The sequence below is a fragment of the Methylobacterium aquaticum genome (genome assembly GCF_001043915.1).
Lineage (GTDB): Bacteria > Pseudomonadota > Alphaproteobacteria > Rhizobiales > Beijerinckiaceae > Methylobacterium > Methylobacterium aquaticum.
Map to the genome: position 1 here is coordinate 1 of NZ_LABX01000266.1, position 18,199 is coordinate 18,199.

An 18,199-nucleotide genomic window follows, 5' to 3' on the forward strand; every position below is an offset into this window, starting at 1 on the left:
CCCAACCGCTTCCTCGGCGCCTCCGCGAAGGCGCCGAGGAAGCGGTTGGCGAAGGCGTAGTCGCCCTGGCCGAAATCGCCCAGCTCCGCCGCCAGGGAGGAGAACAGCACGAAGGCGCCGAGGCGGTCGGTCCGCGTCGCCGCGTCGAGGTGGAGGGCGCCGAGGATCTTGGGTGCCAGCACCGCCGCCACGGCGGCCTCGTCCGCCCCGGCGAGGGGGGCGGCCCGCAGGGTGCCGGCGAGGTGGAAGACGGCGTCGATCCGGCCGTGCCGGTCGCGGATCGCCGCCACCGCCCGCCGCACCGCCGCCGCATCGGTCACGTCGACGGCCAGCCCGTCCGGGTGCCCGGCCGCGGCGGGCCGGCGGCCCGAGACCACCACTGTGGCGCCGTGCCGGCGGCGCAGATGGGCCGCGAGGGCCGATCCGAGCGCCCCGGTGCCGCCCACGATCCAGCACACCGATCCGGTGCGGATCGCCGGCCCGGTGCCCGGTGCCGGGTCAAGCGGGCGCATCACCCGGACCTCGCGTTGCCCGTCGCGCCAGCGGCTCTCGGCCACGGGGAAGGGATCGGCGAGGGCGGCCCGCACCGCCGCCGCGACCTCGGCCGGCTCGGCCTCGGGCGGGAGGCGCAGCACCGACCAGGGCTGCGGCCTGAGCGCCACCCCGAGGGCCGCCGCCGCCGCCGCGACGGCGTCCATCTCCGTTCCGGTCCGGGCGAGGACCAGGATGCGCTCGCCCGGCGCCGTGAGCCGGTGGCGGGCGAGGCGGAGCAGGCGCTGCGCCAGGTCCAGGGGATCGGCCCCGGCGCCCGGATGCAGCACGATCCAGCGGCCCGCCGGCCCGCCGGTCTCCGGTCCGGCCCCGTCGAGGGCGGCGATCGGACGGCGCGCAACCCCGAGGGCGCCCGCAAGGGCCGCGTCATCGTCGAACAGCAGGGTCCCGGCCGGCCAGGAAGCCGGCAAGGACGAGGGCAGGGCGGCCTGCCCGCCTTGCACCGGCGGTATCCGGGCCGGCTGCCACGCCGGCGCGTAGAACCGCACCGTCGGCGCGGCAGCCGTCGCGCCCTGTCCGGCCGCTCGCGGGGCGAGGCCGCTCCCGTGCCGCTCCGGCGCCGCGGGTCGATCGTCCGGATGGGTGGTCACCCAGTGCCGGCCCTGCGCGAAAGGAGAGCCGGGCACGGCCACCCGGCGCAGGCCGGTGCCGGCATGGAGTGCGATCCAGTCGGGGTCCATGCCAGCCCGGTAGGCCCGGGCGAGGATTGCGAGCGCCGCCCCGTCGCTCCGCCCGGCGAGGAGCGCCGCGCGGGCCGCCGCCACGGCCGCCGCGACCTGCTCGGGCGCGGGCACCTCGCCCGATGGCGGCTCCGGCGCGGCCTCGGTCGCGAGAGCCGCGCGGAGATCCGCCGCGTCGCTGGCCAGGACAGCCAGCCGGTGCGCCATGTGCCGGCGGCCGATGGCGAGGGTCGCCGCCACGTCGGCGAGCGGCACCGCCCGTCCCTCTCCCTCCAGCCACTCCGCCAGACTTTGCCGCAGCGCCGCCAGGGCCGCCGCGGTGCGGCCCGAGAGCAGGACCAGGAACGGTCCCTGCGGCAGGGCGGTCCGGTCGGGAAGGAGGGGGGCCTCCTCGATCACCGCATGGGCGTTGGTGCCGGACAGGCCGAAGGCCGAGAGCCCGGCTCGCCGCGGGTGGTCCGGACGGCGCCGCCACGGCCGCGCCTCGGTGCAGACCGCGAGCGGCAGCCGGGCGACGTCGATGTGGCGGTTCGGCACGGCGTAGTGCAGCGAGGCCGGCAGGGTCTCGTGCGCCAGGGCCAGGAGGAGCTTGTGCAGCCCCGCCATCCCGGCGGCCGGGCCGGCATGGCCGATATTGGTCTTGACCGAGCCGATCAGGCAGGGGGCGGCGGGCGCCTCGTCCGCGCGCCGATCCTCGCGTGGCGGGCCGTCGCGGCGCAGGACCCGGGCCAGGGCCTCGACCTCGATCGGGTCGCCCAGCGGCGTGCCGGTGCCATGGGCCTCGACGTAATCGATGGATGCGGCGGGCAGGCCGGCCCGGTCGAGCACCTCGGCGATCAGGTCGGCCTGGGCGCGGGACGACGGGGCGGTCAGGCCGTGGGTGCGGCCATCCTGGTTGCTCCCCGTGGCACGCACCACGGCGAGAATCGGGTCGCCCTCCGCGAGGGCGGCGTCGAGCCGGCGCAGCACGACGGCGCCGACGCCCTCGGCCGGCACGAAGCCGTCGGCTCTGTCGTCGAAGGCCCGGGTCACGCCGGCCGGCGAGGTCATGCCGAGGCTGCCGGCGAGGCGGTGGAAGGCCGGGGTCGCGGTGACGAAGGCGCCCCCCACCACCGCCAGCTCGCATTCGCCCGCGGCGATGCTGCGGCAGGCGAGGTGCAGCGCGACCAGGGAGGAGGAACAGGCGGTGTCGACCGCGAGCGCCGGGCCGCGCAGGTTGAGCAGGTAGGCGAGCCGGCCCGCCAGCACCGATTGCGCGTTGCCCATGAAGGCATGGGCCGGCGGCAGGGCCCCGGGCGCCGCCCCCGAGGGATAGTCGCCGGCGGCGACGCCCACGAAGACGCCGCAGCGACGGCCGTCGAGCCAGGCCGGGCCGTAGCCCGCCTGCTCCAGCGCCCGCCACGCCGTCGTCAGGAAGAGCCGCGCCTGCGGGTCGGTGTGGTCCGCCTCGACGCCCGACATCTCGAAGAATAGCGGGTCGAACCGGTCGATATCGGTGAGGAACCCGCCCTGGCGCCAGGCTTCCGGCCCGGATTCCGGCGGCGGCGGGCAATCGGGCCAGCGGCCCGCCGGGGGCAGGCCGGTGCTGTCGCGGCCCTCGCGCAGGTTATGCCAGAACGTCTCCAGGTCGGGCGCCCCCGGCCACATCCCGGCCATGCCGACGACGGCGACGGCGGGGGAGTCCGGTGCCGCCACGGGGGCGGCCGGCGACCGGGAGGGAGTCGGCGCCGGGGCGGGCGGCGGGCAAGGCGGCGTCAGGCTCGCCGCATGGTCGGTGGCCAGATGCGCCGCCAGGGCGGCCGGGGAGGGATGGTCGAACAGGGCCGTCACCGGCACCGACAGGCCCAGGCGCGTCGCGAGCCGGTCGGTCAGATCGACGCCGCTGATCGAGTCGATGCCGAGCGCCGTGAAGCTCGCGGCGTCGTCGATCGTGTCGAGCGGCGCCCGCAAAGCCTCGGCCACGGCGCGGCGGATGGCGCTGCGGGCATAAGAGAGGGTCTCGTCGGCCGGGCCGGCGGCGCGGGTGGATGGCTCGCTTGCGGGCCAGGTCGCCGGCTCGGCCGGCCGCCGGGCCAGCAGAACCGCCTGGGCCGGCTCAGGTCCGGCGCCCGTGCCGGTGAGATCGACGACCTCGCCGAAGCCGCCCGCCGTCAGGGCCCGGCGCCAACCCGCCTGGTCGAGGAGCGGGCTGTGCGGCAGACGGTTCGCGGCATCGCGGAAGCGCCACCAGCCCTCGGTCAGGCCGAAGACCAGGGTGGCGAAGTCGCGCCGGCGGACCGACTCGGCGAGCAGCAGCCGCCCGCCCGGGGCGAGCAGGCCGTGGCAGGCCGCCACGGTCGCGGCGATCTCGGCCGTGGCATGCAGCACGTTGACGGCGACGACCACGTCGCTCGCGCCGCCCTCCGCCGCGGCCAGCGGCCGTTCGAGGTCGAGCACCGCGAAGGTGGCCTCCGGGAATTCGCGGCCGAGGGTCTCGGCGGCGCCCCGCACCAGGGTCGGCGACAGGTCGGTGAAGCGGTAGCGGAAGGAAAGATCCGCCCCGCGCAGGGCCCGCATCACCGCGCCCGCGGTGCCTCCGGTCCCGGCGCCGACCTCGGTGATCCGCAAGGGGCCGGCGCCGGCCCGGGCGAGGTCGAGGATGGCCGCGACGATCGCGGCGTTGAAGTGGTCGCTGATCGGATTGTCGCGATAGAGCGGGGCCACCAGGGCGGAGCTGCCGCGGGGAAACAGCAGCTCGGTCGCGGCGATCCGCCCGGCCAGGGCGTCGCCATAGGCGGCCAGGCAGCGCCGCGTGATCGCCACGAAGGGGGCGAGCCAGGGCGCCCGCGCCGCCAGCGCCGCCTCCGCCCGCTCCGGCGCCGCGACGCGCCGCGCGAGGTCGGCATCGAGGATGGCCGGCGTCGCGGCGAATCCGTCGCCGCGCGGCTCCAGCAGGCCGGCGCGGCAGAGGATGTCGATCACCGCATCGAACAGGCGATGCTGGGCCGGCACCACCGCCAGGGCCCGGCGCAAGGCGTCCCGGCTGGTGGCCTCGCCGGGGATGCGCAGGAGGCCCGCGCCCTGGAACAGCCCGACCAGCCGGTCGCGGGCCGTCCGCTCCAGGGCGTCGAACTCCCCGGACAGCCGCGCGATCGCGGCCTCGTCCACGGGGGCGGGCACGGAAGCAGGCCGCGAGGGAGACAGGGAAGCAGACGTGATGGCCGGAAACGGAGCTGCCACCGCGGCGGGCGCGGCCTCGGCGCGATCGGCCGCGACGGCGGGGATGCCGAGGCCCGTGAGGGTCGCGGCCGAGACCTTCATGGCCATCGCCTGCGGCATCCCGCCGGCCAGGATCGCCGCCAGGGCGGCGAGCCCCTCCGGCACGGTGATGGCGCCGATGCCGAGCCCGGCGGCGCGCTCCAGGAAGACCGGCGCGGCGACGGCCCCGACCTCGCCCCAATAGCCCCAGTTCACCACCGTCACCGGCAGGCCGTCGGCGCGCAGCGCCAGCCCGAGGGCGTCCTGGCCGGCGGCGGCGGCGGCGTAATTCGCCTGCCCCGGATTGCCGATGAAGGCGTTGGCCGAGCTGTACAGCACGAACAGGTCGGGGCGGTCGGCCCGCAGGGCCTCGGCCAGATGGGCGGTGGCCGCCAGCTTGGGCGCCATCACGGCCGCCAGGGCGGCGGCGTCGAGCCGCATGAAGGCGGTGTCGCGCAGCACCATGGCGGCCTGGACCGCGCCGTCGAACCGGCCGAAGCGCTCGCGGCCGGCGGCGAGGGCCGCGGCGAGCTGGGCGGGATCGGCGGCGTCGGCACGGATGTGCAGCACCTGGCCGCCGGCCGCCTCGATCGCCGCGAGGGCCTGGCCCTGCGACGCCGAGAGCGGGCTGCGGCCGATCAGCAGCAGCCTGGCCCGGGCCGTGCGCGCGAGGTGCAGGGCGAGCGCGAGGCCGAGGCCGCCGGTGCCCCCGACGATCACGTAGGCCCCGCCCTCGCGGAATCCGGGCGGGCCATCGGCAGAGGACCCCGCCTGCCCGGGCGCGACCGCCTGCATCTCACGCCGCCAGCGGCCGCCCTCGCGCAACGCCACCGCCTCCCCGACGGGCGTGTCGGGCTCGGCCACGAGCCGGGTCGCGAGCCCGGCCGGGTCGGCCTCCGCCTCCGCGGGAGAGAGATCGAGGACGGAAACCCGCAGTGGCACCAGCTCGCGCGCCGCCGCGAAGCCGAGCCCCGCCAGCATCGCGGCGCCGGGATCCGGCACCTCGCCGGGCCGGACCGGCTGCGCGCCGCAGGTCACGATCCGCACCGGCAGGGGGCGGCCCTGGAGGGCCAGGGCCTGGAGGAAGGCGAGCCGCGGCAGCAGGTCGGCCTGCGCCGCCGCGAGGTCCGCCGCCGCCATCCCGGTGCGGTGGCCGGAGCCGAGGAGGTAGGCCGCCGCCAGGGGCTTGAGCTGGGCGAACAGGCGGGGAAACGCCCCGGCCTCGCTGCGGTCGATGCCGTGGATACCGGCGGCGAGCGACCCCGTCGTCTCGCCCAGCACCAGTTGCAGCACGGCCCGGTCGCCCAGGGCCCGGGACAGGGCGTCGGCCAGCCGGGCCCCGGCCTCCGTGGCGTCGCGCAGGATCACCACGGCGCCGTCGGGCCGCTCCGGGGCCGGGATCGCCTCGATCGGGCGCCAGACCGGCCGGTAGAGGGGCACCGCGTCGTGGAAGGCGCCGGCAGGAAGCGCCTCGGCGGGCGGGATGTTCCGGGCGGGCGGGATCTCCTGGACGTGCGTCGGTGCGGCGGCGTCCGTCGGCAACCGCGCGGCGGTGAAGTCGCGGGCCACGGCCCGCACCCGCCCATCCTCGCCCACCAGGCAGGCATCGAACCGGGGCCGACCGGACGCGAGGTCCGCGGCCGTCGCCCGGACATGGACGAAGGTGCCAGGCTCGCACCGGGCGTGGAGGTCGAGCCCGCCGATCCCGGCGGGAACCAGCACGTCCCGCCGCTCCGGCTGCATCGCCGCGAGGAGGGCCATGCCGGCCTGGAAGGCGCCGTCGAGCAGGGTCGGATGGAGGTCGTAGGCGTCGAGACCGGCCAGCTCCTCGCCGGGCAGGGCCAGCTCGGCCAGGGCCTCGGCGATGTCGGCGTGCGGGTCGGCCGGCAGCCAGAGACGGCGGACGCCGCGGAACAGCGGCCCGAGGGCGACGCCGGCCTCGGCGAAGCGGGCGGCGAGGGCCTCGCCTTCCAGGAGGTTCGGCAGGCGCCCGCGCAAAGCCGCCAGATCCAGGGCGGGTGGCGCATCGGCCGGTCGGCTGCGGGTCAGCCGGCCGGTGGCGAGCCCCCGCGCCGACGCGGCGCCGGCCGAGAGGGTGAAGGCGTCGCCGTCCAGGGCGAGGCGCAGATCCGCCGCCTCCGCGGCTCCGACCGGGGCGCGAAAAACGATCTCGCTCAGGCCGGACACCGCGCCGTCGCCGCTGAGCCGGGCGGCGGCGAGTGCCATCGCGGCGATGCAGGCGCCCGGCAGGATGGCGCGCCCCCGCACGACGTGGTCGGCGAGGACGGGCTCCGCCGCGCCGATCGCCGTCCGGAAGGCGCCGTCCGGGCCGATCCGGTCGAGCAGCGGATGCAGGCCGCGCAGGAGGCGCGGCCGCGTCGCCGGCCGCAGGGCGCAGTCGATGCGCTCGAACGGAGAGGTCGGCAGCGGCAGGCGGCGGCGATGCTCCGGCGCCACCAGCAGCTGCGGGTCGAGGGTCTCGCCGGCGCGGTAGCGCGCCGCCAGGGCGGCGAGGGCCGGGGCGGCGCCCGGCGCCGCCATATCCTCGGCCCCTCCGTCCCGGGCCACGCTCTCCAGCGCCAGCCTCAGGGCACCCGCATCCTCGACCACCCACGCCGCCCGCACGGGATGGTGGGCACGGCCGGCCGCGAGGGTCCAGCACAGGCCGTCGAGATCCGGCGCGGACTGGGCAGCGAGCCAGGCGGCGAGGTCGGCCGCACGGCGGCGCAGGGCTGCCGGGCTGCGGCCCGAGAGCAGCATCAGCCGCGGCCGGTCCGGGGCCGGCGGCCGGTCCCGCGCCGGTGCCTCGGCCAGCACCATGTGCACGTTGCTGCCGGAGAACCCGAAGGCGCTGATCGCCGCCCGCCGGGTGCCCCCCCGCGAAGGCCAAGCGGTCAGGGCGGTCTCGACGCGGAACGGCGAGGTGGGAAAGTCGCAGGCGGGGTTGAGCCGGGTGACGTTCAGCGTCGGCGGGATCTGCCGGTGCGCCAGGCTGAGCATCAGCTTGACGAGGCCGACGGCGCCGGCGGCGCTCATCGTGTGCCCGACCGCCGACTTCACCGAGCCGACGGCGCAGAACCCGGTTTCCGCCGTGTGCCGGCGGAAGCTGCGGGTCAGGGCCTCGATCTCGATCGGATCCCCGAGGCGGGTCCCGGTGCCGTGGGCCTCGACATAGCCGATGGTCGCCGGATCGATGCCGAACCGGTCATGGACCGACCGGATCAGCGCGGCCTGGGCCGGGGCGCTCGGCGCCGTGATGCCGTTGGTCCGCCCATCCTGGTTGCTGGCGGAGCCCTCGATCACCCCCCAGACGTGGTCGCCATCGGCCAGGGCGCGGTCGAGCGGCTTGAGGATCAACGCGGCCACCGCCTCGCCGGGCACGAACCCGTCCGCCTCGGCGTCGAAGGCGCGGCAGGTGCCGCTCGGCGACAGCATCCCGGCACGGCGGGCGGCGCGGGCGAAGGTCGGCGTCGGCAGCAGGCAGACGCCTCCCGCCACCGCCATCTCGCAGCTGCCGGAGAGCAGCGCCTCCCGGGCCAGATGCACCGCCGTCAGCGAGGACGAGCAGGCGGTGTCGACGGTCAGGCACGGCCCGCGCAGGTTGAGCAGGTAGGCGACGCGGCCGGCCAGGATCGCGTTGCTGTTGCCCATGAAGGACAGCCCGTCCGGCTCGACGCCCCGGGCGATGAGATGCCCGGCATAGTCGCCGGCGCCGGCCCCGACATAGACGCCGACGCTGCGGCCCGAGAGGTCGCGCTCGGCATAGCCCGCTTGCTCCAGGGCCGCATAGGCGGTTTCCAGGAAGAGCCGTTGCTGCGGGTCCATCACCTCGGCCTCGCGCCGGGTGATGCCGAAGAAGGCGGGATCGAACTGCTCGATGCCGTCGAGCCAGCCCCCGGCCACCGGCGGAACGTCCTCGCACAGGGCGGCCCAGCGTGCCGGCGGGTGCGGGCTGATGCCGCTGCGCCCCTCCGCCAGCAGCGTCCAGAACGCCTCCGGAGTCTCGGCACCGGGGAAGCGGCCGGCCATGCCGATGACGGCGATCGGCTGGGGCACGGGCGGCGCGGCCGGGGCGCGGGGGGGTGGCCCCGCCACCAGCTCGGCGCGCAGGGCCGCGATCAGGCCCTTCGCCTGCGCGGCGCTCAGCTCCTGCCGGGCGACCATGCCGAGGACCGTGCGGCCGAGAACGGCCGGCAGCGTCCCCCCGGGACTGGTGGAGGCAGTGCCGGCTCCATCGGCTCCGGCCCCGCCGCCATGCGGCTGCGGGCCAGGGCCGCCCTCGTCCCGATCGACGCTCGGAGCGCTCGCTGCGCGTGTCATGCTGTCACGTCCGAAATCACGGGGAACGGGGCGGCCGAGAGACGCCGCAGCGCTTCGTCAACGTCGATGCGGCCCGCTTCCAGGGCATTCAGCACCGCGTCGAGCGGGTCGTCCGCCGGGAGCGGGTCGGGCGCGGCGGGAGCGGCCGGGCGGAGGTCGTCCTCAGCGCTGCCGGAACGGACCCCTGGGAGGTCCGGGAAAGCCCCGGCCGGGAAGTCCTCGGCGATGTGCTCGGCCAGGGCCGGGATGGTCGGGTGGTTGAAGATCGCCGTGGTCTTCAGTGGCACGCCGAGGCGCCGGCCGATCTCGGCCGCCAGCTCGGCCGAGAGCAGGGAATCGCCCCCCAGCTCGCTGAAGCTCAGAAGCCCGCCCTGGCGCACCGCCTCGACCGGCATCTCGAACACCGTCGCCACCGCCTCGGTCACCACCCGCTCGATGGTGCTCGCGCTCTCCAGGGCGCGCCGCACCGGATCGAGATGGCCCGCACCGGTTTCGGGCGGGACCGGGCCGGAGGCGGCGGGCGAGCGGGGCGCGGATCCCCGCTCCAGGCCGACGGGACCCGTCCCCGACGGACGGAACGGCGCGGGCTCCGGCAGGATCGGCGAGGCCGGCTGGGACGTGATCGGCCCGGAGATGACCGGCGCGGGCGCGGCCCGTTCGGCGAGGCTGTCGCCGGACGAGGCGCGGCCCGGCTCCGGGACTGCCCGGGCCGGGAATTCCTCGGCGATGTGCTCGGCCAGGGCCGGGATGGTCGGGTGGTTGAAGATCGCCGTGGTCTTCAGCGGCACGCCGAGGCGCCGGCCGATCTCGGCCGCCAGCTCGGCCGAGAGCAGGGAATCGCCCCCCAGCTCGCTGAAGCTCAGAAGCCCGCCCTGGTGCACCGCCTCGACCGGCATCTCGAACACCGTCGCCACCGCCTCGGTCACCACCTGCTCGATCCGGCGAGGATCGGACGGGAATGGGGCGGCGGCGTCCCGGGGCGGCGGCGCGGCGACCGGCTTTCTCGCCACCAGCACCGCCTGCGGCGCCTCCGCCTCCGCGGCGAGGCCGGGCGGCAGGGTGATCGCCGAAAGGGTGAGCCCCGCCTCCGCCAGCAGGTCGCGCCATTGCGCCACGCCGAGCAGCGGCGCGTGCGGCAGCCGCCGCTCCGGATCCCGCGACAGCCACCAGCCGTCGAGGAGACCGAAGGTCAGGGTCGCGAAGTCCCGCGCGGCCGTCATCTCGTTCACCACCAGCGTGCCGCCGGGCGCCAGAAGGGCGGCGGCGTGGCGCAGCGTTTCCGCCATGCACGGGGTCGCGTGCAGGACGTTGGCGGCCAGCACGACGTCGAAGCCGGCCTCGCCCGGAAGCTGGTCCGCCGGGTCGCGGGCGATGTCCAGCACCGCGGTGCGGAACCCGGGATCGCCGGCCCCGAATCCGGCCCGGGCCTGGTGCAGGAACCGCGGCGACAGGTCGGTGAACAGGTAGCGGGCCGCGGGGACGCCGTCACGCAGGGCGCGCAGCACCGGCGCCGTGGTGCTGCCGGTCCCGGCGCCGATCTCCAGCACCCGGGCCCCCGGTCCGGCCCGGCGCACCGCCGCCGCCACCGCCCCGGCCACGGCCTCGTGCAGGAAGGCCGCGTGGGCGTCGCCGGCATAGACCCGGCCGAGCAGCTCCATCGAGCCTCCGGGGAAGAAGGCGTCGGTCGCCGGAACGCTGCCGTCCAGGATCCCGCCAAGCGCCGCCACGCAGCGGTCGAGGAGTTCCAGATGCGGGGCCAGCGCCGGCTCCGCCGCGGCGAGGGCGTGCTGCGCCGCCGGCCAGCCGGCGGTGGCGGCGCAGGCCGGGAGAGCGGTCCAGGCCGCGCCCTCGCGGGCGAGCCAGCCGCGCTGGGTGAACAGGTCGAGCGCCGCGTCGAGCAGGCGCCCGTGCCGCGGATCGAGGGACAGGGCACGGACCAGATCGTCGCGGCCGAGGCGCTGGCCCGCCGTGGCGAACAGCCCGCGCTGCTGCCAATTGGCCAGCACGCGCTGCGCGGCGAGCCGGTCGAGGGCGTCGAGGGGCGCTTCCGGCGCGGCCGGAGCTGCCGGCACGGGAGGATCCGCGGCCGGACTCGTCTCCGTCAGGGGCGGCGCGACGTCTGCACCGGTCGGCCGCCGCCGCAGGGTGACCCGGTCGATCTGGGCCAGGACCACGCCACCGGGATCGAGCAGCGACACGCTCACCGTCACCCCGCCGGCCCCGGTCCCGGGCAGCCTTCGCACCCAGACCGCCCGGGCGGCGTCGAGGGGGGCCGTCACGTGCAGGCGCTCGGCCATGAACGGAACCAGGGGCTCGATCCGGCCTGCCGCCTCCAGCACCCCCATCGTCGACTGGAGGGCGGCGTCGAGCAGTGCCGGATGCCACGGCAGGCCCGGCTCCGGCTCCGGTGGCCGCAGGGTGGCCAGCGCATTGTCGGCGTCGAAGGCGATGCGGGCCAGCGCGCGGAACTCCCCCGCATACGCCACCCCGAGCCGGGCGAGCCGCGCGTAGATCGCCTCGCCCTCCAGCGACCGGGTCAGGCCGGCGGCGAGGCCGGCCAGATCCTGGGCCGGCAGCGCCTCTCCGCCACTGGGCGGCACCAGCCCGGAGGCGTGCAGCCGCCGCGCGCCCCCCGACTCGGAGGTGAGTTCGAAGCGCAGCCCGCCCGGCCCCTCGGTCAAGGTCAGGACGGCCTCGGTCCCGGCCGGAAGCGGCGCCAGCCAGGCCATGTCGGCCACGGTCGTGACCGGGCGCCCGCTCGCCATCCCGGCGGCGGCGCGGACCAGCTCGAACACCGCGGCGCCCGGCAGCAACGGCTGCCCGTCGACCCGGTGCCCGGCGAGGAGCGGCGCCCCGGCATCGAGCCGCAGGGCGAAGCGCGCAGACCCGAGGGACGGCAGGACCCGGGCGATCAGCGGGTGGAGGCCGTCGTCCCGGGGCGCCGCCCGGCCGCCCGGCACCAGCCCCGCCGGCCAGTGACGCTCGCGGGCGAAGGGCGTCGGCGGCAGGCCGATGCGCCGCGGCACCGGCCCGTCCCAGAGCGAGGCCCAGGGCAGATCGGCGCCCTGCTGCCAGAGCCGGGCCAGGTCCGCCGGCGCCAGGGCAGAGACATCGGGCACGGGGGGAGCCTCGCCGACGGGCGCAGCGCCGAGATCCGGCCGGGCGAGGATGTCCCGCAGGGCGGCGAGCAGGCCGGGGCGGTCGGCGGCGAGGCAGGCGACGCGATGGGGCATCGCCTCCCACCCGGTCTGAAGCGTGTAGGCGAGAGCGGCGAGATCGGGCTCCTCCTCGGCCACGAAGGTCGCCAGCTGCTCCACCACGGCCCGCAACTGGGCTCCGGTGCGGGCCGAGAGCGGCACCACCCGCCAGGATGGCGCGGCCGGCGCGGCCGGCACGGCAGGTGGCGGAGGCTCCAGCACCAGATGGACGTTGACGCCGCCGGCGCCGAAGGAGGACAGGCCGGCCCGGCGCGGGCCGGTCCAGGGCTGCGGCGCCCCAGGCAGGGCGAGAGGGCGCCCGGTCTGCGGCAGGGCCGGGTTGGGTGCGCCGCAAAGCGGCGCGGGCGCGATCTCGCCATGCCGGAACTGGAGCAGGACGCGCGCCAGGCCGGCCATCCCGGCGGCGGATTCCAGGTGGCCGATCAGCGCCTTGACCGATCCCAGCGCGACCCGCGGACCCTCCCCGAGGGCACGGCCCAGCGCCTCGGCCTCGATCGGGTCGCCGAGCGCGGTCCCGGTGCCGTGGGCCTCGACATAGCCGATCGTCTCCGGCGCCACGCCGGCTGCCGCGAGCGCGGCGGCGACCACCTCGGCCTGGGCCACCGGGCTCGGCACGGTGTAGCCGCTGGTCCGGCCGCCGGTATTCATCGCGCTGCCGCGGATCACCCCGAGGATGCGGTCGCCCCCGGCCAGGGCCTGGGCCAGGGGGCGCAGCACCACGGCGCCGACCCCCTCGCCGGGCAGGAAGCCGTCGGCGCCCTCGGCGAAGGGGCGGCACCGGCCGCTCGGGGACACCATCCGCATGGCCCGCAGGGTCTCGAACTGGCGCGGATGCAGCAGCAGCGACACGCCGCCGACGAGCGCCGCGCCGATCTCGCCCCGGCACATCGCCTCGCAGGCGAGGTGCAGGGCGGCGGCGGAGGCCGAGCAGGCGGTGTCGACCGCGAGGCTCGGCCCGTGGAAGTCGAACAGCCAGCTGACCCGGTTGGCGATCGACCAATAGGGCGCGATCGCCTGGACGGAGCGGCCGCCGACGCCGGGCTCCACGGCATGGAGCTGGAAGGCGCCGTTCATCACACCGACATAGACCCCGACATCCGCCCCGCCGGCGGTCCGGGCGGCGGCGCGCAGGCTGGCCCGGCTGTGGCCGGCATCCTCCAGGGCGTGCCAGGCGGTTTCGAGAAAGAGCCGCTCCTGCGGATCCATCGCCGCCGCTTCCCGGAAGCTGATGCCGAAATGCAGCGGATCGAACAGGTCGACGCGGTCGAGGAAGGCGCCGCGCTCGGCCGGGTCGGCGCTCCAGCGGTCGGCCGGGACCGGGCCGAAGGCGTCGCGGCCTTCGCGGATCATGCGCCAGAACGCCTCCGGGTTCGGCGCGCCGGGGAAGCGGCAGGCCAGGCCGATGATGGCGATGCCCGCCTGTGGCTCCGCGACGGCCTCGGAACCGATGCCGGGGCGATTGGGGGCCGGCCCCGTGGCGATTGGGTCCTGCGGACCGGAAGCCTCGGAACCGGTCTCCTGGTGAGAGGTGTCCTGCTCGACCACGTGTCCGAAAACCTGCCCGAGGGCCGGGGCGTGGGCCTCCCGCAGCGCGTCGGCGAGGGCGCCGAGATGACCGTGCTCGAACAGCAGGGTGCGGGGCAGGCGGCCGAGCGCCGTTTCGAGGCGCCGCAGCACCTGCATGTTGACGAGGCTGTCGATCCCCAGAAGGACGAGAGGCTCGGTCTCGGGCAGGGCCTCGCCCGGACGGCCCAGAACCTCTCCGACGATCCCGCGCAGCCAGCCCAGGACCCGGGCCCGCGACGGTGTCGCGGCCTGGTCCTGGGGCGGCCTCGTCGGGGAGGGCACGTCCCTCGCCGGGGACAGGGTGGCCGCCTGGACCGGGATGGCCGGCACCGGTTCTGCCGGAGGGAGCGTCCGGGCGATGACGAGGCGGGTCTCGCTCCCGGCGAGGGCGCGGGCGAAGAGGGCCAGCCCCTCCGGCGTGGTCAGGCCGCCCATGCCCCGCCGGGCCAGCCGGGCGCGCTCCGCCGGCTGCGCGACGATGCCGGCCTCGCTCCAGTAGCCCCAGTCGAGGATCCGCACCGGGCAGTCGAGGCGGGTCGCGAGCCAGCGCCCATAGGCGTCCTGGAAGCTGGCCGCCGCCGCGTAGTTGGCCTGGCCGGCTCCGCCCGACACGCCGATCAGCGACGAGAACAACGCCAGGAAGCCCGGCGGCCGGGTCGCGAAAGCCTGGTCCAGCCAGAGCGAGCCCGCCACCTTCGGCGTCAGGGCTGCCGCGAAGGTGGCCTCGTCCATCCGGGCGAGGGGGGCGTTGGCGAGAACCAGGGCGGCGTGGACCACCCCGGCGATCCGGCCGTCGCCCTGGAGGCGCGCCACCAGCGCCAGCATGGCGGGGGCCTCGGCGGCATCGACGGCCACGTATTCCGCCGCGGCGCCCGCCGCCGTCAGCCCGGCCAGGAGCGCCGCGATCCGCCCGTCGGCGGGGCGCCGCCCGGTCAGCACCAGGCGCATTCCCGGCCCGGCGAGGTGGCGGGCGACGGCCGCACCGAGGCCGCCGGCGCCGCCGATCAGCAGGTAGGTTCCGGGCGCGAAATCCCCTCCGGGCGGCAGCGCGACCGGCCGCAGCCGGCGCGACAGCCGCTCGCCGTCGCGCAGCACGTGCGCGACGGGATGTCCAGGCGCGGCGGTCTCGGCCGCGAGCGCCCGGGCCAGGGCGGCGCAGTCATCGGACGGGGAGGCGATGTCGACGACCGCCACACGGCCCGCGGGCCAGTCCGGGCCGAGGCTGAGGCAGAAGCCGGCGATCCCGCCGCCGGTCGGATCCGGCGTCTCGGCCTCGACGCCGTCCGTGACGGCGACCAGGGTGGCCGGGCCGCGTCCCGGCCGGCTCAGCCAGCGGACGAGACGGAACAGGCTCGTCAAGCCCAGCTCCTGCCGCGCCGGCAGGGCCTCCGGCACGACGGCGTCCTGCCCGGACAGGGTGTTGAGGGCATAGATCCGGGCGAAGGAACCGGCTTCGGCCTCGGCTTCGGCGAGGGCCGCGTCGAGGGCGGCGGGGGCCGTCTCCCAGACGCCGGGGGCGCACCGGCGGGACTCCGCGCCGAGGCGGATTTCGGTCAGCGCCGGGTGAATCCGGCGCAGGGCCTCGGTCAGGCCGCGATCGGCGGCGTGGCGCAGCACCAGAACCGGACCGGTCTCCGGGGCGGCCGGCACGGCCGGGGCGGGGGCCCAGTCCGGCACCCAGACCGAGGGGGGCGAGGCCGCGCCGGCCGGGCGGGCGAAGAAGCCGTCCACCGCCGCGAGGACCCGGCCCTCGCCGTCGAGCACCGAGAGATCGAGCATTGCCGGCCCGGTCTGGCGCGCCCGCACGAAGGCGGCATCCGTGAGGCGGCCGAAGACCCGGACGCCATCGGCGGCGAAGGGTTGCAAGGGCTCCGCGCCGGCCCGCCGCAGCAGGGCCGAGCCGGCCTGGGCGGCGGCGTCCAAGACCGACGGGTCCGGCTCCGGCATTGCGACGCGGGCCGGGGCGAGGCGGCCCAGCGCCTCGTCGGCGCCGAGGTGAAGCGCGGCGAGGCGCTGGAAGGCCGGGCCGCAGGCGAGGCCGGCCGCCGCGAACGCGGCGTAGAGGGACGGGCCGTCGATCCGCTCCGGGCAGCGTTCGGCGATCCGGGCCACCGGCTCGGCCGCGCTCGCGGGAGGCGGGTCGGCGCGCAAGAGGCCGCTCACCGCGACCAGCCCGTCGGAGGCGAGGATCTCGAACCCGGCCGTGCCGTCGGCGTCGGGCGGCGACAGGCGGAGCCGGCCGGGCGGCTCCAGCGGCAGCGGATGGCTCCAGAGCAGGTCGGAGAGATAGGCCGCCGCGATGCCGGTCGTGGCGCGCAGCAGAGCCGCCGTCGCGGACGCCGGCACCGTCGCCCGTCCGGCCACGACGTGATCCTCAAGGCCCGCCAGGGCGCGAGGGTCCAGCGGCAAAACCTCACCCGTCCCGGTCTCCCCCGACGACCTCTCCTCCGACGACCTCTCGCCGGGCTTCCCGGACGCCTCCCGGACCACGGCCGTCGCCCAATGCGGCGCTGTGGCGAAGGGGTAGAGCGGGAGCGGCGCGGGCAGACCCGCCGGCTTGGGCCAGGCCAGGGTCGCGCCCTCCGCGAAGGCGCGGGCCTGCGCCGCGGCCTCTTCCGGCGCGGGCACGGGGGATGTGGCCAGGATCTGGCGGAACGGCCGGCGCGGCGCGTCGCCGGCCGGCGCGAACACGCCGGCCCCGCTCCCCCCGTCGAGCCAGCGCCGCAGCAGGGCGGCCGCCTCGGCGGGCTCGCGGGCCACCACGGCGACGCGGTGCTCCAGGGCGGCGCGCCCATGCCGCAACGTGCGGGCGACGGCCGGCAGCGACGGTGGCGACGGCCCCTCCATCAGGGCGCAGAGCGCCGCGGCCATGCGCCGCAGCGCCGGCCGGTCCCGGGCCGAGAGCGGCAGCGCCAGGGGCCCGGCCGCATCGGGGGCGGGGGACGCGATCGCGGCAGGCCGGGCCGGCGGCGGCGCGAGCACCAGATGGGCCATGGCGCCGGTGAACCCGAAGGCGCTGAGCCCGGCGACGCCGCCGGCCCACGGCTCGGGCCGCGAGACCAGCCGCAGCGGGCCATCCTCCAGCCGCAGGAGCGGATTCGGCTCGGCGGCGTGCAGCGTCGCGGGCAGCGTTCCGTGCCGGAAGGCGAGCAGCAGCTTGGCGAGGCCGGCCAGGCCGCTCGCCGGCTCGAGATGGCCGAGATTCGACTTCACGCTGCCGAGGCCGACCTGTCCGGCGGCGGGCGGCGCCTCGCCTCTGCCGGCGGCGTGGCCGGCCAGGGCCTCGCGCAGCCCTTCCGCCTCGATCGGGTCGCCGAGTTCCGTGCCGGTGCCGTGGGCCTCGACATAGGCGATCTCCCCGGCGGCGATGCCGGCCTCGTCCCAGACCTGCCGCAGCAGGGCGGCCTGCGCGGCAGGGTTCGGGGCGGTCAGGGACGCGGCGTGGCCGCCATGGCCCTCGCCGCTGCCGCGGATCACCCCGAGGATCGGATCGCCATCGGCCAGGGCACGCGCGAGCGCCTTCAGGACGACCACCGCCACGCCCTCGCCGCGGCCGTAGCCGTCGGCATGGCGGGAGAAGCTCTTGCAGCGGCCGTCCGGGGCCAGCACGCCCATCGCGTCCACCAGCGCGCTGGAGCGCGGACTGAGGAGCAGGCTGACGCCGCCCGCAAGGGCGAGGTCGCACTCGCCGGACAGGATCGCGCGGGCGGCGCGGTGGACGGCGATCAGGCCGCCGGCACAGGCGGCGTCGATCGCCGTCGAAGGACCGCGGAGGTCGAGCCAGTAGCTGACGCGGTTGGCGATGCCCGCATGGGCGAGGCCGCCGATGAGCTGGGGCGCCGCGTGGCTGCCGACGATGTCGGCGTAGTCGCTGCCCTGCACCCCGACGAAGACGCCGGTGCGGGAGCCGGCGAGGCGGGTCGGCGCGAGGGCGGCGGCTTCGAGCGCGTGCCAGGCGGCCTGAAGGAAGAGCCGCTGCTGCGGATCCATCAGGGCCGCCTCGGCGGGCGCGATCTGGAAGAAGTCGGCGTCGAAATCCTCGACCCGGTCGAGATAGCCCGCCGGGGTGCCGACGCCGTCCCAGCCCGGCCGCCCGGGCGGCGGCGGGCGGATCGCATCCCCGCCGTCGCGCAGGAGCGGCCACAGCGCCTCCAGGTCCGGCGCCCCGGGGAAGCGCCCGGCCATGCCCAGGATGGCGACGCCGTCGCCCGGCGCCGCGGCCGGCGGCTCGTGCGGGGCGGGATCGGGAGTGACGGACCCGGCGGGGCACAGGGCGGCCAGGGGTCCCGGATGGGTCGCCCGCAGGTGGTCGGCCACCTCCGCCAGGGAGCCGTGGCGATAGAACAGCGTCGCCCCGACCGGCGCGCCGAGGGCGCGGGAGAGAGCGGCCGCCAGCTCCTTCAGGGTGATCGAATCGAAGCCGTATTCCAGGAGGCTCGCGGCGGGATCGATCGCCGCGGGCGCCTCGCGCAGGAGGCCGGCGGCGAGGCGGCGCAGCCAGTCGAGCACCGGGTCACCGGCCGAGGGCGGAACCGGCGCCGCCGGGACGGGCCGCGCCGCGGCCGGCGTGCCCGCGCCGGTCATCACCCGCACCACCGGAGGCGCCAGTCCGAGCGCCGCGTCGAG

The 18,199-nt window shown here is 77.3% G+C and carries 2 protein-coding genes (1 of these 2 cut by a window edge); both read right to left on the reverse strand.

Annotated elements, in window-relative coordinates:
• Nucleotides 1–8,789, reverse strand: an 8,789-nt coding sequence (locus VP06_RS28480; RefSeq protein ID WP_156295823.1) for an SDR family NAD(P)-dependent oxidoreductase, incomplete at its 3' end; no start/stop codon positions are given.
• Nucleotides 8,786–18,199, reverse strand: partial view of an SDR family NAD(P)-dependent oxidoreductase gene (locus tag VP06_RS36785; protein ID WP_156295824.1) — the 3' portion only. It continues 9,954 nt past the right edge of the window; 9,414 of the gene's 19,368 nt are visible here — the last part of the coding sequence; the start codon falls outside the window, past its right edge — the gene reads right to left on this strand; its stop codon occupies nt 8,786–8,788. The genes VP06_RS28480 and VP06_RS36785, both read right to left, overlap by 4 nt.